Consider the following 24,221-nt stretch of genomic DNA (forward strand, 5'->3'; position numbering starts at 1 on the left):
ATGTACCCGACGATAAATACGCAGTTCAACACGCATTGTGCGCCCACATTGTGTAGTTAACTACTGATAATCGGGGCAGGTGTTGCTTCATGTCGGCCGGGACGGCGCCGGGCGGCGCAGGCTCTCCGAGATCGCGGTGCTGCGCCGCGCGGCCCGGGGTGAGCTCGAGGTGGTGACGGCATGGGACGCCGACACCGGGTTGGGCTGCGGTGCAGAGATTCTCGATGCTCTGGTGGACCGGCGGGTATCGCCGTGACGGCGAGTGCACTGGCCTTGGCTGCCGCACTTCTGCTGTGGCCGGTCACGCCCCGCCGAGCTGCGGCGCTGCGGGCGGAGGCTCCTCGGCGGCGCGTTCGGGCAGCACCCATCGTCGTGGTGGTGGGAGTTGTTCTGGCCTGGCTGGTTTCGCCGCCGGTCGCGGTGGCCACGGCACTGGTATCGGGGACGGTCTTCGCACGCCGGCGGCGTCACCATGCATGGCGGCGGCAGCTGGAGGAATCGGCGTCACTGCAGGCCGCCTTGGACGTGTTGGTGGGTGAACTGCGTACCGGCGTCCATCCGGTGAGCGCCTTCGGCACTGCGGCCGGCGAGGTGTCGGGGGCAGTACGCGAGGGCATGGGCGCTGTCGCCGCCCGGGCCCGCCTGGGCGCCGATGTCGCGGCGGGCCTGGAGGATGTCGCGGCGACTTCGCAATTGCCGATGCACTGGGAACGGCTCGCGGTCTGCTGGCGACTGGCTCACACATACGGCCTTTCGATCGCCACGCTGATGCGCACCGCACAGCGCGACATCGTTGAGCGCGAACGGTTTTCCTCTCACGTCGAAGCGGCGATGGCGGGCCCCCGGGCGACGGCAGCGGTGCTGGCCGGGCTGCCGGTGGCCGGGATTGCACTGGGACAGTTGATCGGCGCGCAGCCCCTGGCGTTTCTGTGCGGGCCAGGGGCAGGCGGTTGGCTACTGGTGATCGGGGTCCTGCTGGCCTGCGCCGGACTGACGTGGTCGGACCGGATCACCGAACGGGCACTGAGATGAGTTGGGCAGCAGTATTTCTCGCTGTGGCACTGTTGGTCGGTGCAGATCCGGCGCGGGTGCGGTCGCGCGCCGCGCCCGCACCGCGTCTGCGGGCGGACCCGCGGCGGGTGCGCACCGATGATCCGCTCGCGGCAGCCTCGACGTTCGACCTGTTCTCCGCATGTCTGGCCGCAGGGATGGCGGTATCGACCGCGGCGGCGGCCGCCACCGCATCGGCCCCACCGTCACTGGCGCCGATGTTGCGGCGCGCGGCCGAGCTCCTGGCGCTCGGCGCGGATCCGGCCACGGCCTGGTCCGGTGGCAATGACGCGGTGCCGCAGGACAAGAACGCCGAGGCCCTGTTGCGGCTGGCCCGCCGCTCGGCGGCCTCGGGCAGCGCTCTGGCCGACGGCGTGGCCGAGCTGGCCGCTCAGTCTCGACACGATGCCACTGCCGCGGCCGACGCGGTGGCAGAACGGGCCTCGGTACTGGTCGCCGGACCGTTGGGGCTGTGTTATCTGCCGGCGTTCGTGTGCCTGGGTGTGATTCCTGTGGTCGCCGGCCTGGCCGGTGACGTACTGGGGTCAGGTTTGTTGTGAGTGCACATCGCAGAGGGAGGAAATATCATGGCGGGAAGCATGTTTCAGCGGGTGAATGCCAGGGCGGCACTGCTGATGCTCGACGAATCGGGGATGAGCACCGTCGAATACGCGATCGGCACGATCGCCGCCGCGGCGTTCGGAGCGATCCTGTACACCGTGGTCACGGGGGATTCGATCGTGAGCGCGCTGACGAACATCATCAGCCGGGCGCTGAATACCAACGTCTAGATGACCGGCTGGATGACCGGGGTGCGGTCACCGTCGAGGCGGCCTTTGCCATCGCATCACTGGTGGCTGTCCTGGTGTTGTGTGTCGGTGGCCTCGGTGCGGTGGGCATGCAGATCCGGTGTATCGACGCGGCCCGCGAAGCCGCCCGCCTGGCGGCCCGAGGTGAGGGCGATACGGCCACGGCCGCCGCTCGGCGTATCGCCCCGTCCGGCGCGGTGGTGCATCTCGGCCGCGACGGCGGTCTGGTGGTCGCCCGGGTCAGCGCCGCGACGGCACTGCCGGGGTTCACGGTGTCCGCCGAGGCAGCCGCGGTGCCCGAACCCGGAATCGGGTGAGCGCGGTTCGGCCACGCTGTTGGCCGCGGCGATGATCGCGATGGTGATCGCATTCGCGGCGGGTGGCGTCTACCTCGGTGCCGCCGTCACGGCCCGGCACCGGGCCCAGGCCACAGCGGATCTGGCCGCCCTCGGCGCTGCCGGCGCCGTGGTCTCCGGACCGGACGCGGCGTGCGCGCAGGCCACCCAGATTGCGGTACGACTGCGTTCGGCCCTGGGCGCTTGCCGGATCGACGGCCTCGACGTGGTGCTGGAGGTATCGGTCCCGGTGCGCCTCGGCCGATGGGGCGTCGGCCCGGCCCGCGCAGCCGCTCGTGCCGGACCGGTGGACACCGTCGCCTAGCCGAGGTTGCTTAGTCGAGCCGGTCGAGATCCGCTGCGGCGACCTCGTCGTCGGTCGGGAGCCGCAGGGCGATCAGGCCGGCGAACGTGTCCTCGTCGAGTTCGATCCGGTTGATCGTCATGTGGACCGGCTGCCAGCCGCCTTCTTCGGCGCGCATCCGCAGCACCGCCGTGGTGACACCGTCGGTGAAATCGGTGGTCATCCGGGCCATGTGCCGGGCGTCGGCCGGGTGGATGCGGGCCGGGCCGCCGTCGCGGTGACGCCAGTCGAAGAACGGTGCGGGCTCGTCGAGCCACTTCAACAACTTCCAGTCGTCGAGGCCGACCAGGGCCCGGTGTACACCGGGGCAGGCAAGTCCGTTGAGGATGCGCTGGGCCAGGTTGTCGACGGGTGTCACCGGGGTGTCGCGTTCGCTGCGCCAGTTCATGGCCCGGCAGACCATGCGGTCGGCGCCGTCGTCGTGCGGCTCCAGGGTCACCCGGGCCACGAATCCCACCGTGATGGTCTCCCCGCGATGGTCGGTGACATCCCAGGTGGTGCACAGGGTGTTGCCGACCACGGGCTTGACGGTCATGGCCAGCACCTTGGCCTCGCTGCCGTTGAGGTCCCGGGCGGGCAGATCGTCGGCGAACGTCCGGTCGTGGGTGGCTTCGGTTTCCGGGTTCATTCCGCTGTTGCGCAGCGATTCGGGGGTATCGGTGGCCACGCCTGCGGTGAGGTCCCAGATCAGCGGGCCGGGAACGGGCCGCTGGGGTGGGTCGACGTCGGTCGGCCCGATCCAGACGTGGACGCCGTGGATGTGTCCGTCGGACATCCGCACCACCTCGGTGCGGATTACGCGGTCATTCTTGGGTGTGATGCTGCTGAGACCCTGGCCGGCTTGGACGGTTTCCCTGATGGCGCTCTGAATTGCCATCAGATGCGGATTTCGTCGTAGAAACACACTGATCGGGACGAGGTTCTTCGTCTGCAGACCTCGCGCGACCACGGCAGGCTCGCTACCCAGTGTCTCCACGAGCAGCCAGTCGTGGGTCATGCGCGGCATTTTACCGGGGGTGTGGGTAGCTGCATTACGCCTGCGACGACGACGTGATCCGCAGGAGAAAACTGCGGATTACGGTCGCGGATACCCGAAGCCGGGTCTGTCGGGTTGCAAACATGAGTGAGTTCACGTAATTTGCCACTGCGCCCGGCCTCCGGGATTGGGAACGGATCGCGTTGTCCGACCGTTCGTCGCACCGTCTGTGTGTTCGGCGTGGCCGAATGCAGCCACGCAGTTGTAGATCCGCGTAGTCGGCCGTCGAGGGGTCGGTCGTCAACGCGGTCGGGGGTCCGCTGAGGACGTACTCAGCGCGCCGAGCACCAGGCGGAGCACTTGTATCGCGCCCGATTTGTCCAGCGGTTCGTTCCCGTTGCCGCATTTCGGTGACTGCACGCACGAGGGACAACCCTGCGGGCACTCACAAGCCTCGATGGCGTCGGCGGTCGCGCCCCACCACGTACTCAGATTGCGGAATCCGCGGTCGGCGAAACCCGCCCCGCCGGGATAGCCGTCGTAGACGAAGATCGACGGCAGGCCGTCCACCGGTCCGACGGCCGTCGAGACGCCGCCGATGTCGCCGCGGTCGCAACTGGCCACCAGTGGCAGCAGGCCGATCGCTGCGTGTTCGGCGGCATGCAGACTCCCAGGCATGGTCAGCAGATCAATGCCGTTGTCCTGTAACGCTTCCGGAGTGATCGTGCACATCACGGCCATGGTGTCCAGGGTGCTGGGTGGCATGTCGAGCTCGACGAAATCGATGACCTCACCGTCGATGCGGCGGCGCAGGTAGCCGACCACGGTGTTGGTCACCGACACCGGGACCAGGCCCACGGTGACCGGGCCGAACGTCCTGCGCTCGCCGGGACCGGTGACCGCGATGTCGGTGAGTTCCCTGGCGAACGTGCTGTAGCCGGGATCGGCGGGATGCACGAACGCCACACCGTCCTCGAAGGACAACGAGTCGACCAGAAAGGTCTCGCCCTGGTGCAGATATACCGCGCCAGGATGCAACGACGCCGCCGCCTGCCCGGCGCCGGTGCTGCCCAGCATCCTGCCGGTGTCCACCTCCAGGATCGCGATCTGGCCGCCGCTGGAGCCGCGGATGTCCACGGCCGGGTGCGGATCCACCCCGGGCGCGGGGAAATAGCCGCTGGGACGTTTTCGGAGCAGGCCGTCGTCGACCAGGGTTTCGGCCACCGCCTCGGCGTTCCACAACCGGACCTCGGCCGCAGTGAGCGGCAGCTCGGCTGCGGCGCAGAGCAACTGCGGGCCCAGCACGTGCGGATTCGTCGGGTCGATGACCACCCGCTCGATCGGCTTGTCCAAGAGTGCCGCGGGATGGTGCACCAGATAGGTGTCGAGGGGATCGTCGCGGGCGATCAACACGATCAGCGCGCCCTGCCCGCGCCGGCCGGACCGCCCGGCCTGCTGCCAGAACGAGGTGACGGTGCCGGGGAACCCCGCCATCACCACCGCATCGAGTCCGGCGATGTCGATACCGAGCTCCAGCGCGTTGGTGGTGGCCAGCCCGCGCAGCCGGCCGTCGGTCAGGGCGTGTTCCAGTTCGCGGCGGTCCTCGGCGAGAAAACCGGCCCGGTAGGACGCCACCTGATCGGCCAGCTCGGGTGCGGTGTCCTCCAACCGGGCCCGGGTTCCCAGCGCGGTGAGCTCGGCGCCGCGCCGGGACCGGACGAAGGTCAACGTGCGTGCGCCCTCGGACATCAGGTCCGCCATCACCCGGGCGGCCTCGGCGCCGGCCGAACGCCGCACCGGCGCGCCGTTCTCACCGGTGAGCTCGTCGAGCAGGGCCGGTTCCCACAACGCGATCGTGCGCGCGCCCTGCGGTGAGCCGTCCTCGGTCACCTCGGCCACCGTCTGCCCGATCAACTCCGCGGCAGTCTCGGCCGGTGACGCCGTCGTGGCACTCGCGAAGATCACCGTCGGTATAGAAGGCTCAGCGCCGTCGGCCGCATATCGTTCGCACAATCGCAACAGGCGCCTCAGTACCATCGCCACGTTGGAACCGAAAATGCCACGGTAGTAATGACACTCGTCGACCACGACGTACTTGAGGTGACGCAGGAACACCGCCCACCGGGCATGGTTGCGCAGCAGCGACAGATGGATCATGTCCGGATTGGAGAAAATCCATCTCGACCGTTCCCGGGCGAACCGGCGCACCTCGGTCGGGCTGTCACCGTCATACGGTGCCGGCGCCACGTCACGCAGAGCGGCGACGGTCTCCGTCAGGGTCTGTGCCGTACGCAGTTGGTCGTGCCCGAGCGCCTTCGTCGGGGACAGGTACAGCACCCGGGTCTGCCGGTCCTCGGCCAATGCCGACAGGATCGGTAGTTGGTAGGCCAAGGACTTACCCGATGCGGTGCCGGTGGAGACCACCACATGTCGGCCGGCGCGGGCCAGTTCGGCGGCGGCGAGCTGATGTGACCACGGTGCGGTGACGCCGCGGTCCTGCAAAGCCTGAACGACCTCCGGATGGGCCCATTGCGGCCATCGATCTGGTTTGCCGGGTCGTGCCGGTATATCCGCAACATGTCGTAGCGGATCTTCCCCGGATGGGGTGCCGTCGACAGCGCAAGCCAGCAGCTCACGGCCGAAATCCGACCCCTGATCCAGCACTGTCTGTCCTCCTACGATCTACCCCGCCGACAACCGCTCGGATTTGTAAACGAATTGTTCACCACGCGCCGAATACCGAGACTGTCGCAGCAGCCTCGAACATGGTTGACTGATCACGGTCGCAGCTTCTGTGTTTGTACTCGCACTCGCAGGATCGTCGTTGCGATCGCGGTTCCTGCGAGGGTTGTAGGTCGGGTCAGTTCCGGTCGACTCGCGCGTTGGTATGGCGGTCGGAACGGGCCCGGTGCACCGGAAGTAGGTGGACCGCACCCGGTTGAAAGAGAAGGAAAGAACAAAAGATGCCACAGGGAACTGTGAAGTGGTTCAACGCGGAGAAGGGCTTCGGCTTCATTGCTCCGGAGGACGGCTCTGCCGACGTGTTTGTCCACTACACGGAAATCCAGGGCAGCGGATTCCGCACCCTGGAGGAGAACCAGAAGGTTGAGTTCGAGGTCGGCCAGAGCCCCAAGGGGCCGCAGGCCACGGGTGTTCGGGCCATCTGAGCCAAACAAACCCAAAGAGACACCCCCGTGTGAGTCCAAAATCGGACACCGCGGGGGTGTTCTCGTTTTTGCAGCCTGCGCTGGCCTAGTGTCGGTTTGTGAGCCAGCTGTCCTTCTTCTCGGCTGAGTCGGTGCCGCCTGCGGTGGCCGACCTGACCGGGCTGCTTGCCGGGCCGGGACAGATCGTTCTGGCGGGCAACAGTGGTCGGCAGGCGGCCCGGTTCTCGGTGGTCGTCGCCGAGCTGTGGCGTGCCCAGGGCCTGGCCGACATGATCACCGAGGTCGGGCTGGTTCCGGAGATCTCCCGGACCGACGAGAACAACCCGCTGGTGCGTACGGCGCTGGATCCGCAGTTGATGCTGATCGCGGAGGAGTGGACCAGGGGCGCGGTCAAGACAGTGCCGCCCCGATGGCTGCCCGGCGCCCGCGAGTTGCGGGCCTGGACGCTGGCCGCGGGCACGCCCGAGGCCGACGACCGTTACCTGCTAGGGCTGGACCCGCATGCGCCCGACACCTACGCGGCGCTGGCAGCGGCCTTGATGCGGGTGGGAATCGCCCCGACCCTGATCGGGACCAGGGGCTCCCATCCGGCGCTGCGGATCAGTGGGCGCCGACGCCTGTCACGCCTGGTAGAGAATGTCGGGGAACCGCCCGGGGATACCTCCGCGTTGGCGCATTGGCCACGTATTTAATGATGCATACGCGGAGAGCCGGTTTGCGTAGGCTCGCGCGTAATGCGAAATTGTCAGTTGCCGGGCGTGGCGCGGCAACTATAGGAGTGGAGCGTAAGCACAGTTGGCTGGCGATAGCGGCAGCGGTAGCAAGGGGAATGTCCGGCGACTCGTGATTGTCGAGTCGCCGACGAAGGCGCGCAAAATCGCCGGCTACCTGGGCTCCAATTACGTGGTCGAATCCTCCCGCGGGCACATTCGTGACCTGCCGCGCAATGCCGCTGACGTGCCGGCCAAGTACAAATCCGAGCCGTGGGCGCGCCTCGGGGTCAATGTCGACGACAACTTCGAACCGCTCTACATCGTCAGCCCGGAGAAGAAGAGCACGGTCACCGAGCTCAAAGACCTGCTCAAGGGTGTCGACGAGCTCTACCTCGCAACGGACGGTGACCGCGAGGGTGAGGCGATCGCCTGGCATCTGCTGGAGACGCTGAAGCCCAAGGTGCCGGTCCGGCGGATGGTGTTCCACGAGATCACCGAACCCGCGATCCGGGCCGCCGCGGAAAACCCCCGCGACCTGGACATCGCGCTGGTCGACGCGCAGGAAACCCGCCGCATCCTCGACCGGCTCTACGGCTACGAAGTGTCGCCCGTGCTGTGGAAGAAGGTCGCGCCGAAGCTGTCGGCAGGCCGGGTGCAGTCGGTGGCCACGCGCATCATCGTGCAGCGTGAGCGGGAGCGCATGGCGTTCCGCAGCGCCGGGTACTGGGACGTCAGCGCCGAGTTGGACGCGTCGGTCTCCGACCCGCAGGCCACGCCGCCCAAGTTCACCGCCAAGCTCAACACCGTCGACGGCCGCCGCGTCGCCGCCGGTCGTGATTTCGACTCGCTGGGCCAGCTGAAGAAGCCCGACGAGGTGCTGGTGCTCGACGAGGCCAGCGCCGGGGCCCTGGCTGCCGGTCTGCGCGGCGCCCAGTTGGCCGTCAGCTCCGTCGAGCAGAAGCCGTACACGCGCAAGCCCTACGCGCCGTTCATGACCTCCACGCTGCAGCAGGAGGCCGCCCGCAAGCTGCGGTTCTCCTCGGAGCGCACCATGAGCATCGCGCAGCGGTTGTACGAGAACGGCTACATCACCTATATGCGTACCGACTCGACGACTTTGTCGGCCAGCGCCATTGATGCTGCGCGCAACCAGGCGCGGCAGCTCTACGGTGACGAGTACGTGCATCCGTCACCGCGGCAGTACACCCGCAAGGTCAAGAACGCCCAGGAGGCGCACGAGGCGATCCGCCCCTCCGGTGACGTGTTCCAGACCCCGGGGCAGCTGCACGCGCAGCTCGACACCGACGAGTTCCGGCTCTACGAGCTGATCTGGCAGCGCACCGTGGCCTCGCAGATGGCCGACGCGCGCGGCACCACGCTGTCGCTGCGGATTGCCGGGACGGCTGCGGGCGGCGAGCAGGTCGTCTTCAACGCGTCCGGCCGCACCATCACGTTCGCGGGCTTCCTGAAGGCCTACGTCGAGAGCCTCGACGAGCAGGCCGGCGGTGAGGCCGACGACGCCGAGAGCCGGCTGCCGAACCTGACCCAGGGTCAGCGCGTCGACGCCGCCGATCTGACCGCCGACGGGCACACCACCAGCCCGCCGGCCCGCTACACCGAGGCGTCGCTGATCAAGGCCCTCGAAGAACTCGGTATCGGCCGTCCGTCGACGTACAGCTCGATCATCAAGACCATCCAGGACCGCGGCTACGTGGTCAAAAAGGGCAGTGCGCTGGTCCCGTCGTGGGTCGCCTTCGCCGTCATCGGACTGCTGGAGCAGCACTTCGGCCGGCTGGTGGATTACGACTTCACCGCGGCCATGGAAGACGAGCTTGACGAGATCGCAAACGGCCAGGAACAACGCACCAACTGGCTGTCGAACTTCTACTTCGGCGGTGAGCACGGCGTCGAGGGATCGATCGCCCGCGCCGGTGGCCTCAAGCACCTCGTCGGCGGCAACCTCGAAGGCATCGACGCGCGAGAAGTCAACTCCATCAAGCTCTTCGATGACGACGAAGGTCGCGCGGTGGTGGTCCGGGTCGGTCGCAACGGACCGTACCTGGAGCGGATGATTGCCGATCCGGACAATCCGGGGGAGCTCAAGCCGCAGCGCGCCAACCTCAAAGATGAGCTGACGCCCGACGAGCTGACCCTCGAGTTGGCCGAGAAGGCTTTCGCCACACCGCAAGAGGGCCGCGTGCTGGGTGTCGACCCGGTGTCCGGACACGAGATCGTCGCCAAGGATGGACGATTCGGCCCCTACGTCACCGAGATTCTCCCGGAACCCCCCGAAGATCCCGATGCGGGAACGACGGCCAAGAAGGGCAAGAAGCCCACCGGACCCAAGCCGCGCACCGGATCTCTGTTGCGCACAATGGATCTGGAGACCGTGACGCTGGACGACGCGCTCAAGCTGCTGTCGTTGCCCCGGGTGGTCGGTGTCGACCCGTCGAACAACGAGGAGATCACCGCGCAGAACGGCCGCTACGGTCCGTATCTCAAGCGCGGCACCGACTCTCGTTCGCTGGCCACCGAGGAGCAGATGTTCACCATCACCCTCGAAGAGGCTCTCAAGATCTACGCCGAGCCGAAACGCCGTGGGCGCCAGGCCGCTGCGGCCCCGCCGCTGCGTGAGCTGGGCACCGACCCGGCCTCGGGTAAGCCGATGGTGATCAAGGACGGGCGATTCGGTCCGTACGTCACCGACGGTGAGACCAATGCCAGCCTGCGCAAGGGCGACGACGTCGCCTCGATCACCGACGAGCGTGCCTCGGAACTGCTGGCTGATCGCCGGGCCCGCGGTCCGGTGAAGAAGGCTGCCAAGAAGGCTCCGGCGAAGAAGGCTGCCGCCAAGAAAACCGCTGCCAAGAAGGCGCCGGCGAAGAAGGCCGCCGCCAAGAAGGCCTGACCTTCTCTAGCCGTTGTTGTGCAACGAGTGGCCAGTTATGTCACGCACTTCGCGAAAAGGCGTGCAATAACCGGCCATTCGGCGGTGGGGTGCGACTAGGTCGAGCTTCGCACGTCGTCGTCGGTGACGTTGCTTTCGGCTTCGCGCTCCAGATCCCGGGGCAGGACCAGGTTCATCGGGCGGGCCAGCTGGGTGGGCACGGTGCGTCCGCGCAGTTCGACGATCTCGCCGACATCCCAGCTCAGAGCCTCGGCGTCCAGGGCGCCGCTGACCGCGATCGCCGAGGCCAGCACATGGCCTTCCTCCAGTTTGGCGAGCTCGGTGAGGCGGGCGGCCTCGTTCACCGGGTCGCCGATCACGGTGTACTCGAACCGGGCCTGAGCACCGATGTGGCCGGCGATCGCGCGTCCGGCGGAGACACCGATACCGAACTCGGTGTCGGTGCCCAGCACGCTGAGCAACTCGTCGTGCAGTTCTCGGGATGCGGCCAGCGCACCGCCGGAGGCGTCGGGATGCTCGATCGGGGCGCCGAAGATGGCCAGGGCCGCGTCACCCTGGAACTTGTTGACGAACCCGCCGTGCCGGTTGACCGTGTCGACGATGACCCGGAAGAACTCGTTGAGCAGGTTGACCACGTCGCCGGCCGGGATCGTCGATGCCAGATGCGTCGACCCCACCAGGTCCACGAACAGCACCGCCACATCGCGTTCCTGGCCGCCCAGCTCGGTGCCGCGTTCCAGGGCGCGTCGGGCCACGTCCTCACCCACATAGCGGCCGAACAGGTCACGTAGGCGTTGCCGCTCGGCCAGCTCGCGCACCATGTCGTTGAACCCGGCCTGCAGCAGGCCCAGCTCGCTGGCGTCGTAGATCTGCATGTGCGCGTTGTAGTTTCCGCGCTGCACCTCGCCCAACGCCCAGCGCAGCTGGCGCAGCGGATCGGCGATCGACATCGCCACCAGCACGGTGCCGGACAGGCCGATCACCAGCGCGGCCACAGCCAACAGCAACAGCGGGGTGATCAGCCGATCTGCAGAGGCGGTCAGGATCGAGAACTTGCTGGCCACCAGCGCCAGGACGATGGCCAGGACGGGCACGCCCGTCGAGAGCACCCAGGTCAGCACCTGGCGCAGGATCACCCCGGGGGCGCGGAAGTTCTCCGGAACCCCGCCGCGCAGCGCGGCCACCGCGACCGGCCGCAGTACCCGCTCGGACTGCAGGTAGCCGATGATCGCCGTGGCCGTCGCCCCGAGGGCGGTGGCGACGAGAACCACGGGAGCCGACTTACTGGCCACCGGCCAGCTGGCCACGATGAACACGATGGAGCCCAGCAGCCAGTTCGTGACGCTGATCAGGGTGCGGTAGAAGGGCATCTTCAGCGCCCGTACGCGGGCCAACTCGGTGATGCCGGGGTCCGACTTCGACAGCAGGGTGTCGCGGCGCTGCCACCGGATCACCGGGATCAGCAGCCGCAGGGCCAGGTACGCGCCGACGGTGAACGACACGAACAGATACCCCAGGAAGATCGCCAGGTTGAGCACCGGCAGATCCTGGAGCTGGATGCGGTCCTCGGGAGGCAGACCGAACCGCAGGAAGCCGAGCACGAACAGCGCGCCGATGATGTCGGCCTGCAGCATGCCCAGCGTGAACACCGGCCACGGGGTACGCGCCACCCATCGGACGAATGCATTGATTCGCCTTACGGGTAAAGCCTGCGCGGTCACCCGTTCACCGTATCGGGCGCCGGGGACGTTGAGCGCCTGCTGTGACGTGGTTGTGTCGGCTTGACCACTACTGTTGGGGACGATGAGCGGGGTCTTTTCGCGGCTGGTGGGCCAGCATGCGGTGGAACAGGAGCTGGTGGCGGCCGCGTCGGCGGCCCGAGGTGATTCGCCACACAGTGGCATCACCGTCGGGACCATGACACATGCCTGGCTGATCACCGGCCCGCCTGGATCGGGGCGTTCGGTGGCCGCACTGTGCTTTGCGGCGGCCTTGCAGTGCACGTCACAAGGGACGCCGGGGTGCGGTGAATGCCGCGCCTGTACGACGACGATGGCCGGAACCCACGCCGATGTGCGCCGCATCGTGCCCGAGGGACTGTCGATTGCGGTCAAGGAGATGCGCGAGATCGTCCAGATCGCCTCGCGTCGGCCCGGAACCGGGCGCTGGCAGGTCGTGGTGATCGAGGATGCCGACCGGCTCACCGAGGGCGCGGCCAATGCCCTGCTCAAGGTGGTGGAGGAGCCGCCCGCGTCGACAGTGTTCCTGCTCTGTGCGCCGTCGGTGGACCCCGAGGACATCGCGATCACGCTGCGCTCCCGCTGCCGGCACGTGGCGCTGACCACGCCGTCGGTCGACGCCATCGCCGACGTGCTGATCTCCGGTGACGGGCTGCCCGAGGCGGACGCACGCTGGGCGGCGTCGGTCAGCGGCGGCCATGTGGGGCGGGCCCGGCGGTTGGCGACCGATCCCGAGGCCAGGGACCGTCGGAAAAGGGCGCTCGGGCTGGCCCGGGACGCTGCGACGCCGGCGCGGGCGTTCGCGGCGGCCGAGGAGATGGTGGCCGTCGCCGAGTCCGAGGCACTGGCGTTGACCGCGGGACGCAATGAGGCCGAGACCGAGGAGCTCAAGACGGCGCTGGGCGCCGGCGGGACCGGCAAGGGCACCGCCGCCACCACCCGGGGAACGGCCGGCGTGCTCAAGCAGCTGGAGAATCGGCAGAAGTCGCGACGGACGCGGGCTAATCGCGATGCGTTGGACCGGGCCCTGATCGACCTGGCCACCTACTTCCGCGATGCCCTGCTGGTGTCGTCGGGTGCCGGCGGCGTCACCGCGAACCACCCGGACATGGCCGAGAAAGTGGAGGCCATGGCCGCCCACGTGCCGCCGGACCGGCTGCTGCGCTGCATCGAGGCGGTGCTGGAATGCCGCGAGGCGCTGGCGATCAACGTCAAACCGAAGTTCGCCGTCGACGCCATGGTGGCTACCGTCGGGCAGGCGCTACGTGGGTGAGTTGGGTCCTGGGCGGCGTCTGCCGTAAAGTGGTGCCGCCCGGTTCGCCCGGGTGCGCCACCCTAGCTCAGTCGGTAGAGCAATTCACTCGTAATGAATAGGTCAGGGGTTCGATTCCCCTGGGTGGCTCCACGCGTGTTCGCCTGGGCTGCTGCACTCGCTAGTGCAGCAGCCCGATGGCAATGGTCATGCCGACAAATAGCACTAGTTGATACGCGCTATTGATCACGGTGAGCCGTGCCGGCTTCAACTCGAAAGCGTTGTGCTGTGCCAACGTAGACAGCGACAGCCCGAGCCAGGCCGCAGCTCCGACCGCCAGGGCGAGCCAGAGGGAATTACTGCCGAAGAACCCGAAGGTAATAGAGCAGGCGGCGGTGAGCGCGATCGCCGTCACGAGTAGCGACACCAGTAGAACGACGAAGGGGCGCTTGCCCACTCGCTCCGAGTCCTCCTTGGTCACCCCGGTCAGCTGTCGCCAGGCGCTGCCGACCAGGCCCCAATCGCTGTACCAGACCCACGCGATCGCCATTCCGACCGCGGTGGCCACGACTACTGCCAACCAACTGATGCTCAGCACCATTCGAAATCACCCCTCCTCGTCCGACATCCTCCCAACCTGATTGATAAAATCAAGTATGGTTGAAAATATCAATCAAACTGGAAAAGTTTCCCGCTCCTACGGGCAGTTCTGCGCTCTCGCTCGGTCGCTGGATGTTGTGGGTGACCGCTGGACGCTGCTGATCGTGCGGGAGTTGCTTCCCGGTGCGATGCGGTACGGCGAGCTGAAGGCCTCGCTCGCAGGGATCGCCACCAATCTCCTGGCGGAGCGGCTTCGCACCATGGAGACGAACGGAATCGTCGAACGACGCCTCGATGACACCGGGGTCGTCTACGGACTCACGCCCTGGGGTGCGGCGCTCCGCGAGCCGATGGAGGCGCTCGGAAGGTGGGGCGTTCCGCTGCTGGCGACGGGGCGTGGCGAAGATGAATTCCGGCCTCGCTGGCTCACCCTCGCCCTGCCTGCCCTACTTCTCGGCGTCACGGCCACCCCGGCCGTCGAACTCGGGATCGAGACCGACGGCTTTCTGATGACCTTGCGCATCGATGAGCACGGTCCGAGTGCCTTCGTCCCGAAGGAGCGGCCCGGCACGGTCCTCACCGCCTCGCCGGACAGCGTCGTAGGACTCGCCGTCGGCGCGATCACCGTGGACCAGGCCCTCGCCGACGGAGCTTTCCAGGGCGACGTGAAATTGCTGCATTCGGCGTTCCCGCCGGGCCGATAAGCTCACCGCTATGCGGCGGATGGTGGTGGGTGCGGCTCTCGCAGCAGCGGTTTCACTGACATCGCCGGTGGCCGGGGCCGGCCCGGGGCAGATCCCGGATCTCGGTGGTTACACCGCGGTGGATGTTCACCCCTACAACACGTACTACAACTACCCGACGACGAACGGCGCGCAGTTCGCCACCCCGGGCGGGTACCGCTGCCGAATTTCGTACACCGGCCGTGCCAATCCACCCATGAAGCAGGCCAGTTGCTGGGGTGAGCTGCCCGGTACCTCGAGCAACCTCGTCAACGTCTTCGCGGCCATGTCGGTCGATCCGGCGAGGTTTTCCACCGGCGATCTGGCGGGCATGGAGAAGTACACGGACTACAAGGAGCCGCGCGACCGCACGGTTGATCCAGCTGACTACAAGTTGCTTCCCGCGGGCAGCAAGCTCGTCTACCCCGACACCGGGACGTGTGCCGCCACCGAGGTGAGCACGGTGTGCGTGGTCGGCGACCACGGCTTCGAGCTGTCGGAGAAGGGCAGCCGGGTCTTCTAGTCCTTGGCCAGCGCTGCACGCGCCACGTTGCGGGCGGTGTTCGCAGCGGGGAATCCCGCGTAACCGCTGGCGTGGTAGATGACCTCGGCGATCTCGTCCTCGGTGAGGCCGTTTCGGAGGCCGATCCTGACGTGCGACTCGAACTCATCGGTGGCCCGCAGGGCGATCAAGATGCCCATCGTGACCAGGCTGCGGTCACGCCGGCTCAACCCGTCACGGCTCCACAACCGGCCGAAGACGTTGTCGACACCGATGGCCATCAGCTCATCGCCGAACCTGCCGTCCGGCTCGACGACGTCTGCCGGCAGATGCGGCACCATCTCCTGGAGGACCCGCAGACCCTGTTCGCGTACGTCAGTCATGCCTGCCAGCTTGGCACGGGCTCCGCATCACTCGTCGACCGATCGCATGACGAGCGTGTTCGACCCGTCGTGGAGGGGTGCCGCGAGATTCAGCGACGAGTCCATTGATCTCATCAGGGCAACGGGCTCAGTCGGGCTCGTGGATTGCTCCCATTGTCGGCAGGGCACGCCCACCAACTAACTGTCCGATGCGATCTGCATCGGGAAGGCGGTGCCATCACGCGCGATGGTCCCCGGGGAGCAAGGCGAGATTGCATTGACGGTGGGCGGGAAATTTGTCGGTGACGCAGAAACGATCTGTACGCGGTAGCCATCAGGGCCATATCCGAACTGGTTGGGCTTCCGGAACTCGTCGCGCTCGACCACTTTCCATCCCCAGCTGCTCCAGATCTCGCCAACCTTTCTCACGGTGGCGTCGTTGTCGGTTCCCGGGGGTGAGTGCAGTTCACCGATGGTGCTGAAATTCCTCGGAGCGGTGGGTGTGCTGTCGTTGTCGTCGCAGTACCCGGTTGAGCCAGCTGAACCGTATCGGGTGGCGTCTATGACGGTGCCTGCCGGCAGCCCGTGCAGGGTGCGCTTCAGGTAGCTCATGAGCGTGTCCTGGGCTTGTTGTTGCGATTGGGGCACAACAGCATTCACGGATGAACCTTCGGCGGTGCAGGCGGTGGGGGTCAGGCAGAGCCCGGTCATGATGGCGACGAGAATTCTAGTTTTCATCGGCGTACCACCAGTGTGTGGCGGATTTGAGATCAACTGATTGCCCGTCTACTCCCCAATTGCGGTAATGACGATGACCGGCGAATTCTCGGCTAGGTAGGCCTTAGATTTGATCCTGGTAGAGGTGAACGCCGCGTTGAGTTGCTCGCTGCCGAGCAGGCCGCCTTGTGGCAGAACTCCTCTCAGCGTTTCCCAGACATCGGGCTGGTTGGCGGTCGGAACGGCTCGATACCTCGTTTTCAGATCGTTCGCGACTGCCGGGCTGAGTTCGACGATGCTGTCGATCCAGTACAACGACGGCCCTGGGGCCTGCGGATCACCCATGTCTCCGCTAACCCACGAGGCGGTGACTGGTGACCCGAGCGCGGGGAAGCGTTTGGTCAATGGCTCCAGTTCGTGCCGGACCGGATTTGACGTGGTCTTGGCGGCAGGGGTGTTCACGGTGCCCTCCATCGGTTGCCGATCATGCGAACTGGGAAAACATGCTGTAAGCGCGAAGATGAGCAAGGTTAATGACAGGGCTGCGGCGCTGATCCTTTTCGCCCCAAAAGAATTCGTCACGGCAGTGTCACACCTCCGGTGTTGCGATTGTTATCGGGTACTCGAATTCCACCTGGGCTGCCTCTGCCGTCCACCCGGTCTTCCCGTCCCGGATTGAATTGGGGTGAGCTCCCTTGATCGGCTGTCGGCGCGCTCCCGAGTTCCCAGGTAACTGTCCGGGTGACTTCCCCGTGGGAATCGAACGGCTTGGCCCATCCCAGCTCGGTGAACCTACCGTTGTCGTTGTCGGACGCTCCGGTCCCAATGTCGGATTGACCGCGATTGAAGTTGTAGTGGTCTTCGGCGTGCACTGTCACCGTCATCGTGACCTTGTTGCCTTCGACCTTGACGTCCGCACTGCTCCATTGTTGGTATCCGCCAACTGCTTTCTGCCAATTTTCAGTGGTCGGGTAGTTCGCGGTCTGTGTCGCATCGCCGGTCATCGAGAATGACGTGTTGCCGCCCCGGATCAGTTCTTCAGCCCCACGTTGTGCTCGGCTGATCTGATCGTCGACGTTGGCGCGGATACCTGGGTCCTCACGGTAGGCCTCTTCGTAATCGAATTCGATTGGTTTTCCGTCGTTATCCCAATAGTGCCGATACATCTGAGTCGCGTCGTCGAGGTCGCTTCGCAGCAAACGGCCACCCGCAAGCTTTGCCTCCCATTCGGCTCGCTTCAGGTAATCACCGACCCCGGGCTCGGCGGAACCGTATTTGAAGTCTTCGTCCCAGGAGATGTCGGGTTTCGTAGGAGGTCCGATGACAAACTCAGGCCCGCCTGGCTCACCGGGTTTCGATCCAGGCTCGGCTGGCGCCTCGCCGCCGTCGGGGTCCTTCGAATCCTTGCCGTCCTTGTCCGGCCCGAGCTTCTGGTTCTGCAGCTCGTCGTACTGGTTCTTGATGTCGGTGATGCGAGAACCGATCTTGAGCATGTCTCCGTTGGCAGTGCTGACGGCGTTTTTGACCTGGGTGATGCCCTGATTGGCGATCGGTATCAGGCTGTTTTCGCGAGCCTGGGGGCTGAGCGAGCTGGGCAGTGAGTTCACGGCGCTGTCGACCCAGGACTTTGTGGTGTCGAGTTGAGTGCGACCGTTGGTGACGATGTTCGCGGCATTCGTGACCTCGGCAGCCATCTTTTTGTCGAGGTCGGCGAGTTTCTGGTAGACGGCTGCATGCTGTTTGTTGGCTGCGGCATAGGCCTCGGCGCCCTTTCCTTGCCAGCCATCGTGCTGGGCGGCCGATTCGACCATGCCCTTCATCCGCAGTAGCTGGGAGCTGCCGTCATGCTGGGAGCCGTCGACGGGCGTACCGACCCCGAAGGTTGCCCGCGCTTTGTTCCACGTGGAATAGAAGCCGTCAAGCGCGCTCACAAAACTCCCCCTCGACTGGATCCTGGCAGTCACCGGTCAGTATCTCAGCACTCATCGACCGCGATGCTCAGCCACCGAGAGCTGTGATCTCTTCGGGGATGTCGCCGACTGTTTCCGGATAGATGCTGGTCTTGATCCAGGTCCCATCGGGTTTCCGGTCGACGTGCGCAGTTCCGACATCGCTGGAGAGCAACCATAATTGGTCACTGGTGGACAGCCAGGTGATGCCGACGCCGTGACGGCTGCTGTAGGAGTTCGAGTCGCGGAACACCTCGGCGCCCGTTGCGTTGTCCCGGATCACTGCCACCCAGGTGTCGACACCGTTCTGATTCGGTCCCATGTCCACCGCCACCGCATACTGCCCGGACGGTGAGTCCTTCGGATGGTCCGGTCGCGCGAAGCGGTCGTCATGTGGACTCGGGCTGCCGAAGAGTCCACAACCAGCGAGCAGGCAGGCGACCAATGCTGTGATGGCTAGTTGGCGGATCACCGTGCTGACCACCTGTCTTCACTGTCCGCGAGCGATAACGTCGTACTCATCGCCGAACTGACGGATCGCGTCGTTGATGCGCGGCCACGGTGTCAGATACACCGTCAGCTGAGTGTCGTAGATGCTCCAGTCGGCCTCGGCGATGTCACTCGGGGGCAGAAGCCGTCCACCACTGAAGAACCCATCATTGATGTGAGGATCATCCGGGCGAGCGGTGAGCACTGCGACCTGATAAGCGAGTTCAGTCTGGGCATGCGCGGGTGTCGGGGGCGGCCTCTTCCCCGCCAGATGCGCTCCGGTGGCAACGAGACTGCGCAAGGTAGCGGCGCGAAGCAGGTCCGCTTGTTGTGCGGCCCCTCGGTCGGCCAACAACGGTTCGGCCACCGCGGCTTTGGCGAATGCGACCTCGTAGCCGTGCGCGCGCTCTGAGACCGCGTCGATCAAGACTTGGTTGGCGTCGTTGTCTTTGGTCATCGCGGCGAACAGGGCCGCAGTACGCCGCATCTGCGAACCCGGGCCGTCCAACGAGTCGAAGCCCTCGACTCCCGTCGCGTCGCCGACCATCGCGCCGACGTAAGGGCCGAGGCTGCGGGCAAAGGCTTGCCAAACAGGGGGATTGGCGGGGGTATTCGCAGGTTCGCCCTTGTTGTCGGCGATGAACGAAGCGATGGCGTGCGCCGTTTGGCCGGCGCGAGTGGCTGCGGTGCGATCGGTTGAATGCGCATCGCGCGGAATCCATACGAAGAGTTCGGCCGCACGTCGGCCGTTGTCGGGCCACTCCGCAGACGTGATGTCCCGCAGGAACTCCGGACCGTCGGCTCGGTTGACCCGGTCGGAGATTGTGGCGGGATCTGTGTCGGAGGGAAGTGTGGGTTCGGCGCGTGAATTACAGCCGACGAGTGCGAGGAGAGCCATGACCAATGTGAGCCCACAGATGTGTCGACACCACTCGCGGCGCAGCGTTGTCATCGCTGTCTGCCCACAGAACGCCCCCCCACCAGGATTTCGACAGTCAACCGTCAGTATCTCAGCAGCTGATCTACTTCGGTGCCAGGAATCCGACGGGTCCGGGGGAGATGCAGACCGACAGCGCGGCGGTGTTGGCCTGCACGGAAATGGACTGCCCGGCGCCGGGCAGTCGGACGAACACCCGGTTGAGGCCGGGCCGTACCGGCACTTTCACCTCAGGGCCTTCGGCGAGGGCCATGGTCAGGGAACCGTCGCTGTTGGCCAGATAGTTGATCTCGGCGGTCCAATCGGCCGGCAGCAGGGGCCCGTCGAGCGGCATGACGACGGGTTCGTCGGGCTGGACCAGGAAGCCGCACTTGGGTGCCGGGCCCTCGACGATGGTGCGCACCCACGTCACTTTCGCAGGCAACAGCGTCCCGGTCCGGTCGAACATTCGCAGATCGGTTGTCGCCGAGGCGAACTCGGGACGTGGCGAGGCCAGGGCGAACATGTGGCTGGCCAGGTTCTCCGGAGCGGCCACCCGCTGAAGGATCAGCGGATCGACCTCCTGGTCCAGCAGTGGTGCAACCGATGAGGTGGACGCCAGCGACGCGCGCGCATTGTTCAGATAGGCGGGCACCGGGTTGTCCTGCCACACCTTGAGGAAGGTGAACGTCGAATACAGGCTGCTCGCCACGAAAAGCACGGCAACACTGACACATACGGCAGTGCGCGCCGGTGATGCCGAAAGCAGGCGCGAGGATTCCCGGTTCGGCGCACAGAACCCCACCGCCGCCAACAGCGCCAGCACCACCACGAGGTCCGGCAGATAGCGCAGCGTCTGGGCCAGCTCCAAGGCGGTGAACCGCGACGAGCGCATCAGATAGATCGGGATCTGGCAGGCGACGGCGTAACCCAGGGCCACGACCAACACCGGCCAGATGCGGGTCTTGCGCACCAGCACCACCGCAACGGCGACAACGAGCACCACCCAGCCCAGCACCATCACCGAGACGGGTGGGGTGGCCCACGGTGAGGCGGGTGCCCAGCGTTGCCAGGACCACGGCCCACCCACGATCCCGGGCACGATGCCGTGGGTAAATGAGCGGCTCAGCAGGTCCCAGGTCATCCCCAGATCGAAGCTCCACCGCTTCTGGTCGACGACGAGAAGGTAAACCCCGATCCAGGCCACCAAGAGCGCCAGAGACCCGACCCACAGCTGAAGGCCGCGTCGCCAGACATCGCGCAGGCCGAAGGTCCCCGTGACGTACCCCAGGAGAGCGACGACCGCGAACGCCACGAACGGGATCACCGCGGCCTTCTCGAAGAACAACAACCCGCCAAGAAAGACGAGCACACCAACAACCGCGTGCCGGGAAGACCCGGTGCGCACCAGCAGCACGGCCTCACCGACCACCCAGGCCAGCGCTGCTTGCATCGGCAGTGTGTTCAGCCCCGCAGCCCACCACGCGAACCCGGGCAAGGCCAACGGGGTGAACAAGGCGAAGGTCAGTGGGATCAGCAGCACGGGCCGCCAGCCGAGGATCACCCACAGCGCCCGCAGCAGCGCCAGTGAGGCCAGGAGCTGCATCACTACCAGGCTCACCGCGGCCAGCACCCAGGAGAACGGGGCCAACCGGGTCACCGCGCCGGACACCAGGAACGCCGCGGGCATGACGTGGCCGTCGTGATCGTCGAACAGGTACGACGGGGACAGCAGATCCTGAGTGCCGGCCCGGCCGATCAGGATCAGATCGTCCCAGTAGAAATAGCCACCGAATGCGAGTACCGCCCGGACCACCAGGTGCAGCGCGATGAGCGCGGCGGCTGTACGGGCGACTTTGTTCACTCTTGTCGACTGTACGGTGGGCGAGTGCGAACACTAGTCACGGGTGCGGCAGGTTTCATCGGATCGACCCTGGTTGACCGACTGCTGGCGGACGGGCACAGCGTCGTCGGGCTGGACGACCTGAGCTCGGGGCGGGCAGAGAACCTGAGCAGCGCCGACAACAGCGACAACTTCGAGTTCGTCAAGGCCGACATCGTCGACGCCGACCTGCTGGGCCTGTTCAAGGACACCCAGCCCGAGGTGATCTTTCACCTGGGCGCCCAGATCTCGGTGAAGCGCTCGGTGGACGATCCGCAGCTGGACTCCACGGTGAATGTGGTGGGCGTGGTGCGGCTGGCCGAGGCGGCGCGGCAGTCCGGAGTGCGCAAGGTGGTGCACACGTCGTCGGGCGGCTCGGTGTACGGCACTCCGCCGTCGTATCCGACGAGCGAGGACACCCCGACGAATCCGGCGTCGCCGTACGCGGCGAGCAAGGTGGCCGGCGAGGTCTACTTCAACATGTTCCGCAATCTGTACAACCTGGACTGCTCACACATCGCGCCGGCCAACGTCTACGGCCCGCGGCAGGACCCGCACGGCGAGGCCGGAGTGGTGGCGATCTTCGCCCAGGCACTGCTGGCCGGGCGGCCCACCAAGATCTTCGGCGACGGCTCCGACACCCGCGATTACGTGTACGTAGACGACGTGGTCGACGCCTTCGTCAAGGCGTCCGGGCCGGACGGCGGCGGTCAGCGGTTCAACGTCGGCACCGGGGTCGAGACCTCGACCCGCGAGATGCACACCGCGATCGCGCTGGCCGTCGGTGCCGCGGACGACCCGGAGATGCACCCGCCGCGGCTCGGTGACCTGCGTCGTTCCCAGCTCGACATCACTCGGGCCCGGGACGTGCTGGGCTGGCGGCCGCAGGTCGATCTGGCGGCGGGTATCCCCAAGACGGTCGAATTCTTCCGGAGTAATTCTCACTAAAAGATTGTGAGTACTCACTTTCTCGTTTAGCGTTGCGTCATGTCCTACGACGTCATCGTTCGCAACGGCTTGTGGTTCGACGGCACCGGCGCCCCGCCGCAGGTCCGTTCGCTGGGGATTCGCGACGGGGTAGTGGTCACGGTGTCCGCCACCCCGCTCGACGAGACCGGTTGTCCCGACGTCATCAACGCCGGCGGTAAATGGGTGCTGCCCGGCTTCGTCGACGTGCACACCCACTACGACGCCGAGGTGCTGCTCGATCCGGGTCTGCGGGAATCGGTGCGCCACGGGGTGACCACCGTGCTGCTCGGCATGTGCTCGCTGTCGACGGTGTACGCCGACACCGAAGACGCCGCTGACCTGTTCAGTCGCGTCGAGGCGGTTCCGCGCCAGTTCGTGCTGGGTGCCTTGGAGCAGCACAAGACCTGGTCGGGCCCGGCCGAGTATGTGAAGGTCATCGACGAGTTGCCGCTGGGCCCGAATGTCGCATCGCTGCTGGGGCATTCGGATCTGCGGGCCTCGGTGCTCGGGCTGGACCGGGCCACCACCCGTGGTGTCACCCCGACCGACGCCGAACTGGAGACCATGGCGGCAAAGCTCGACGAGGCGCTCGAAGCGGGCATGCTCGGTCTGTCCGGAATGGACGCGGCGATCGACAAGCTCGACGGGGACCGGTTCCGGTCCCGCGCGTTGCCGTCGACGTTCGCAACCTGGCGTGAGCGTCGACGGCTGATCAAGGTGCTGCGCAAGCGCGGACGGATGCTGCAGAGCGCGCCGAGTACGGCGAAAGCCTATGAGGCACTGAACTTCTTCCTGGAGAGCAGCGGACTGTTCGGCCGCCGCAAGGGTGTCCGGATGAGCCTGCTGGTGTCGGCCGACGCCAAGTCCGCGCCCGTCGGGGTGCACGTGCTCGGGCCGGGCATCCGGCTGCTCAACCGGGTCCTGGGCGCCAAGGTCCGGTTCCAGCATCTGCCGGTGCCGTTCGAATTGTATTCGGACGGAATCGATCTGCCCGTGTTCGAGGAGTTCGGCGCCGGAACTGCCGCGCTGCATCTCAAGGATCAGTTCGAGCGCAACAAGCTGCTCGCCGACCCCGAGTACCGCCGCCGGTTCCGCAAGTCGTTCGACCGCCGGGTGCTCGGACCGACCCTGTGGCACCGCGACTTCCACGACGCCACAATCGTCGAATGCCCCGACCAGTCGCTGGTGGGCAAGAGCTTCGGGCAGATCGCCGACGAGCGCGGCATCCACCCGCTCGACGCGTTCCTCGACGTGCTGGTCGACAACGGTGAGCGCAACGTGCGCTGGACCACCATCGTGGCCAACAACCGGCCGAAGTACCTGGACAAGCTCGCCACGGATCCCTCGGTGCACATGGGTTTCTCGGATGCCGGTGCGCACCTGCGGAACATGGCGTTCTACAACTACCCGGTGAAGCTGCTCAAGCGGGTACGCGATGCTCAGCTGGCCGGTCGGCCGTTCATGACCACCGAGCATGCCGTGCACCGGCTTACCGGCGAGGTGGCCGACTGGTTCGGCGTCTCGGCCGGCACCCTGCGCCAAGGTGACCGGGCCGACTTCGTGGTGATCGACCCAGCCGGCCTCAACGAGACGGTCGAGGCTTATCACGAGGAGTCGGTGCCGTTCTACGGCGGGCTGAGCCGGATGGTGAACCGCAGCGACGACGCCATCATCGCCACCGCCGTCAACGGTGCCGTGGTATTCCGCAACGGTCAGTTCCGGGACGGCTACGGCGAATCGGTGAAGTCGGGCCGCTACCTGCGGGCCGGTGCTGAGCAACTGGACCGCGCACCCGTATAG

General features: G+C 66.3%; 25 protein-coding genes and 1 tRNA gene. 15 read left to right on the top strand and 11 right to left on the bottom strand.

Annotated elements, in window-relative coordinates:
* Window positions 1-79: 79 nt before the first annotated feature.
* From AC4LGL_RS03025 to AC4LGL_RS03050, 6 genes are all read left to right on the top strand, one after another.
* Window positions 80-256 carry a hypothetical protein gene (locus AC4LGL_RS03025; RefSeq protein ID WP_064884020.1) on the top strand — a complete coding sequence of 59 codons (177 nt, stop codon included), beginning with the start codon at window positions 80-82 and terminating at the stop codon, window positions 254-256.
* Window positions 253-1,032 carry a type II secretion system F family protein gene (locus tag AC4LGL_RS03030; RefSeq protein ID WP_491837570.1) on the top strand — a complete coding sequence of 260 codons (780 nt, stop codon included), beginning with the start codon at window positions 253-255 and terminating at the stop codon, window positions 1,030-1,032. Before AC4LGL_RS03025 ends, AC4LGL_RS03030 begins: the two co-directional genes overlap by 4 nt.
* Window positions 1,029-1,610: a type II secretion system F family protein gene (locus tag AC4LGL_RS03035; protein ID WP_491837571.1), complete on the top strand. Its 582-nt coding sequence runs from the start codon at window positions 1,029-1,031 to the stop codon at window positions 1,608-1,610. Before AC4LGL_RS03030 ends, AC4LGL_RS03035 begins: the two co-directional genes overlap by 4 nt.
* Before the next feature lie 27 nt (window positions 1,611-1,637).
* Window positions 1,638-1,841: a DUF4244 domain-containing protein gene (locus tag AC4LGL_RS03040; protein ID WP_491837572.1), complete on the top strand. Its 204-nt coding sequence runs from the start codon at window positions 1,638-1,640 to the stop codon at window positions 1,839-1,841.
* A gap of 62 nt (window positions 1,842-1,903) precedes the next feature.
* On the top strand, window positions 1,904-2,176 hold the full coding sequence (locus AC4LGL_RS03045) for a TadE family type IV pilus minor pilin (RefSeq protein WP_491837573.1): 273 nt from the start codon (window positions 1,904-1,906) through the stop codon (window positions 2,174-2,176).
* Between the two features lie 40 nt (window positions 2,177-2,216).
* On the top strand, window positions 2,217-2,519 hold the full coding sequence (locus AC4LGL_RS03050; protein ID WP_491837574.1) for an Rv3654c family TadE-like protein: 303 nt from the start codon (window positions 2,217-2,219) through the stop codon (window positions 2,517-2,519).
* Window positions 2,520-2,529: 10 nt separating this feature from the next.
* Here AC4LGL_RS03050 and AC4LGL_RS03055 read toward each other — a convergent pair whose 3' ends face one another.
* Window positions 2,530-3,555, bottom strand: coding sequence for a PAS domain-containing protein (locus tag AC4LGL_RS03055; RefSeq protein ID WP_491837575.1), 1,026 nt, complete (start codon window positions 3,553-3,555; stop codon window positions 2,530-2,532).
* Window positions 3,556-3,834: 279 nt separating this feature from the next.
* Window positions 3,835-6,198 carry a DNA 3'-5' helicase SftH gene (locus tag AC4LGL_RS03060; RefSeq protein ID WP_491837576.1) on the bottom strand — a complete coding sequence of 788 codons (2,364 nt, stop codon included), beginning with the start codon at window positions 6,196-6,198 and terminating at the stop codon, window positions 3,835-3,837.
* 299 nt (window positions 6,199-6,497) lie between these two features.
* Here AC4LGL_RS03060 and AC4LGL_RS03065 point away from each other — a divergent pair, with 299 nt between their 5' ends.
* The 3 genes from AC4LGL_RS03065 to topA all read left to right on the top strand — a co-directional run bounded on the left by AC4LGL_RS03065 (window position 6,498) and on the right by topA (window position 10,322).
* The gene (locus AC4LGL_RS03065) at window positions 6,498-6,701 is read left to right on the top strand and encodes a cold-shock protein (RefSeq protein ID WP_003882601.1); all 204 of its coding nucleotides are present in this window, start codon (window positions 6,498-6,500) and stop codon (window positions 6,699-6,701) included.
* Window positions 6,702-6,799: 98 nt separating this feature from the next.
* The gene (locus tag AC4LGL_RS03070; protein WP_491837577.1) at window positions 6,800-7,393 is read left to right on the top strand and encodes a hypothetical protein; all 594 of its coding nucleotides are present in this window, start codon (window positions 6,800-6,802) and stop codon (window positions 7,391-7,393) included.
* A gap of 103 nt (window positions 7,394-7,496) precedes the next feature.
* Window positions 7,497-10,322, top strand: coding sequence for a type I DNA topoisomerase (topA, locus tag AC4LGL_RS03075; protein WP_491837578.1), 2,826 nt, complete (start codon window positions 7,497-7,499; stop codon window positions 10,320-10,322).
* Window positions 10,323-10,417: 95 nt separating this feature from the next.
* On the opposite strand, the gene AC4LGL_RS03080 is transcribed toward topA, so the two are convergent.
* A complete protein-coding gene (locus tag AC4LGL_RS03080; RefSeq protein WP_491837579.1) occupies window positions 10,418-12,241 on the bottom strand; it encodes an adenylate/guanylate cyclase domain-containing protein in 1,824 nt (607 codons plus the stop codon).
* Between AC4LGL_RS03080 and AC4LGL_RS03085 the strand changes: the two genes are divergently transcribed.
* On the top strand, window positions 12,126-13,334 hold the full coding sequence (locus AC4LGL_RS03085) for a DNA polymerase III subunit delta' (protein WP_491837580.1): 1,209 nt from the start codon (window positions 12,126-12,128) through the stop codon (window positions 13,332-13,334). The two genes, AC4LGL_RS03080 and AC4LGL_RS03085, sit on opposite strands and share 116 nt — an antisense overlap.
* Window positions 13,335-13,390: 56 nt before the next feature.
* A tRNA-Thr gene (locus AC4LGL_RS03090) sits at window positions 13,391-13,466 on the top strand.
* A gap of 28 nt (window positions 13,467-13,494) precedes the next feature.
* Here the strand turns inward: AC4LGL_RS03090 and AC4LGL_RS03095 are convergent.
* Entirely contained in the window at window positions 13,495-13,914 is a 420-nt protein-coding gene (locus tag AC4LGL_RS03095) for a DUF1761 domain-containing protein (protein WP_491837581.1), read from the bottom strand.
* 55 nt (window positions 13,915-13,969) lie between these two features.
* Between AC4LGL_RS03095 and AC4LGL_RS03100 the strand changes: the two genes are divergently transcribed.
* Both AC4LGL_RS03100 and AC4LGL_RS03105 read left to right on the top strand, forming a co-directional pair.
* Window positions 13,970-14,617, top strand: coding sequence for a winged helix-turn-helix transcriptional regulator (locus tag AC4LGL_RS03100; protein WP_491837582.1), 648 nt, complete (start codon window positions 13,970-13,972; stop codon window positions 14,615-14,617).
* Between the two features lie 10 nt (window positions 14,618-14,627).
* Complete coding sequence (locus AC4LGL_RS03105) at window positions 14,628-15,158, top strand: hypothetical protein (RefSeq protein WP_491837583.1); 531 nt, start codon at window positions 14,628-14,630, stop codon at window positions 15,156-15,158.
* Here the strand turns inward: AC4LGL_RS03105 and AC4LGL_RS03110 are convergent.
* The 7 genes from AC4LGL_RS03110 to AC4LGL_RS03140 form a co-directional block, all read right to left on the bottom strand.
* The gene (locus AC4LGL_RS03110; protein WP_491837584.1) at window positions 15,155-15,520 is read right to left on the bottom strand and encodes a carboxymuconolactone decarboxylase family protein; all 366 of its coding nucleotides are present in this window, start codon (window positions 15,518-15,520) and stop codon (window positions 15,155-15,157) included. The two genes, AC4LGL_RS03105 and AC4LGL_RS03110, sit on opposite strands and share 4 nt — an antisense overlap.
* Before the next feature lie 177 nt (window positions 15,521-15,697).
* Window positions 15,698-16,210: a hypothetical protein gene (locus tag AC4LGL_RS03115; protein ID WP_491837585.1), complete on the bottom strand. Its 513-nt coding sequence runs from the start codon at window positions 16,208-16,210 to the stop codon at window positions 15,698-15,700.
* Window positions 16,211-16,285: 75 nt separating this feature from the next.
* Window positions 16,286-16,798 carry a hypothetical protein gene (locus tag AC4LGL_RS03120; protein ID WP_491837586.1) on the bottom strand — a complete coding sequence of 171 codons (513 nt, stop codon included), beginning with the start codon at window positions 16,796-16,798 and terminating at the stop codon, window positions 16,286-16,288.
* Window positions 16,795-18,180, bottom strand: coding sequence for an EspA/EspE family type VII secretion system effector (locus AC4LGL_RS03125; RefSeq protein ID WP_491837587.1), 1,386 nt, complete (start codon window positions 18,178-18,180; stop codon window positions 16,795-16,797). Before AC4LGL_RS03125 ends, AC4LGL_RS03120 begins: the two co-directional genes overlap by 4 nt.
* 34 nt (window positions 18,181-18,214) lie before the next feature.
* On the bottom strand, window positions 18,215-18,649 hold the full coding sequence (locus AC4LGL_RS03130; protein WP_491837588.1) for a hypothetical protein: 435 nt from the start codon (window positions 18,647-18,649) through the stop codon (window positions 18,215-18,217).
* A 6-nt stretch (window positions 18,650-18,655) separates the two neighbouring features.
* Window positions 18,656-19,552, bottom strand: a complete 897-nt coding sequence (locus AC4LGL_RS03135; protein WP_491837589.1) for a hypothetical protein — start codon at window positions 19,550-19,552, stop codon at window positions 18,656-18,658.
* Window positions 19,553-19,676: 124 nt separating this feature from the next.
* Entirely contained in the window at window positions 19,677-21,434 is a 1,758-nt protein-coding gene (locus AC4LGL_RS03140) for a hypothetical protein (RefSeq protein ID WP_491837590.1), read from the bottom strand.
* Between the two features lie 24 nt (window positions 21,435-21,458).
* On the opposite strand from AC4LGL_RS03140, the gene AC4LGL_RS03145 reads away from it, so the two are divergent.
* Window positions 21,459-22,400 carry a GDP-mannose 4,6-dehydratase gene (locus AC4LGL_RS03145; protein WP_491837591.1) on the top strand — a complete coding sequence of 314 codons (942 nt, stop codon included), beginning with the start codon at window positions 21,459-21,461 and terminating at the stop codon, window positions 22,398-22,400.
* A gap of 39 nt (window positions 22,401-22,439) precedes the next feature.
* The gene (locus AC4LGL_RS03150; protein ID WP_491837592.1) at window positions 22,440-24,221 is read left to right on the top strand and encodes an N-acyl-D-amino-acid deacylase family protein; all 1,782 of its coding nucleotides are present in this window, start codon (window positions 22,440-22,442) and stop codon (window positions 24,219-24,221) included.

Source organism: Mycolicibacterium arcueilense (genome assembly GCF_058536225.1).

Excerpts from the sequence above, each read along its gene's own strand:
- AC4LGL_RS03035 (WP_491837571.1), top strand. The coding sequence starts at position 1,029 with ATGAGTTGGGCAGCAGTATTTCTCGCTGTGGCACTGTTGGTCGGTGCA.
- AC4LGL_RS03040 (WP_491837572.1), top strand. The coding sequence starts at position 1,638 with ATGGCGGGAAGCATGTTTCAGCGGGTGAATGCCAGGGCGGCACTGCTG.
- AC4LGL_RS03050 (WP_491837574.1), top strand. The coding sequence starts at position 2,217 with ATGGTGATCGCATTCGCGGCGGGTGGCGTCTACCTCGGTGCCGCCGTC.
- AC4LGL_RS03055 (WP_491837575.1), bottom strand. The coding sequence starts at position 3,555 with ATGACCCACGACTGGCTGCTCGTGGAGACACTGGGTAGCGAGCCTGCC.
- AC4LGL_RS03065 (WP_003882601.1), top strand. The coding sequence starts at position 6,498 with ATGCCACAGGGAACTGTGAAGTGGTTCAACGCGGAGAAGGGCTTCGGC.
- AC4LGL_RS03085 (WP_491837580.1), top strand. The coding sequence starts at position 12,126 with ATGAGCGGGGTCTTTTCGCGGCTGGTGGGCCAGCATGCGGTGGAACAG.
- AC4LGL_RS03080 (WP_491837579.1), bottom strand. The coding sequence starts at position 12,241 with ATGGTCCCGACGGTGATGCCACTGTGTGGCGAATCACCTCGGGCCGCC.
- AC4LGL_RS03095 (WP_491837581.1), bottom strand. The coding sequence starts at position 13,914 with ATGGTGCTGAGCATCAGTTGGTTGGCAGTAGTCGTGGCCACCGCGGTC.
- AC4LGL_RS03100 (WP_491837582.1), top strand. The coding sequence starts at position 13,970 with ATGGTTGAAAATATCAATCAAACTGGAAAAGTTTCCCGCTCCTACGGG.
- AC4LGL_RS03105 (WP_491837583.1), top strand. The coding sequence starts at position 14,628 with ATGCGGCGGATGGTGGTGGGTGCGGCTCTCGCAGCAGCGGTTTCACTG.
- AC4LGL_RS03110 (WP_491837584.1), bottom strand. The coding sequence starts at position 15,520 with ATGACTGACGTACGCGAACAGGGTCTGCGGGTCCTCCAGGAGATGGTG.
- AC4LGL_RS03115 (WP_491837585.1), bottom strand. The coding sequence starts at position 16,210 with ATGACCGGGCTCTGCCTGACCCCCACCGCCTGCACCGCCGAAGGTTCA.
- AC4LGL_RS03135 (WP_491837589.1), bottom strand. The coding sequence starts at position 19,552 with ATGGCTCTCCTCGCACTCGTCGGCTGTAATTCACGCGCCGAACCCACA.
- AC4LGL_RS03150 (WP_491837592.1), top strand. The coding sequence starts at position 22,440 with ATGTCCTACGACGTCATCGTTCGCAACGGCTTGTGGTTCGACGGCACC.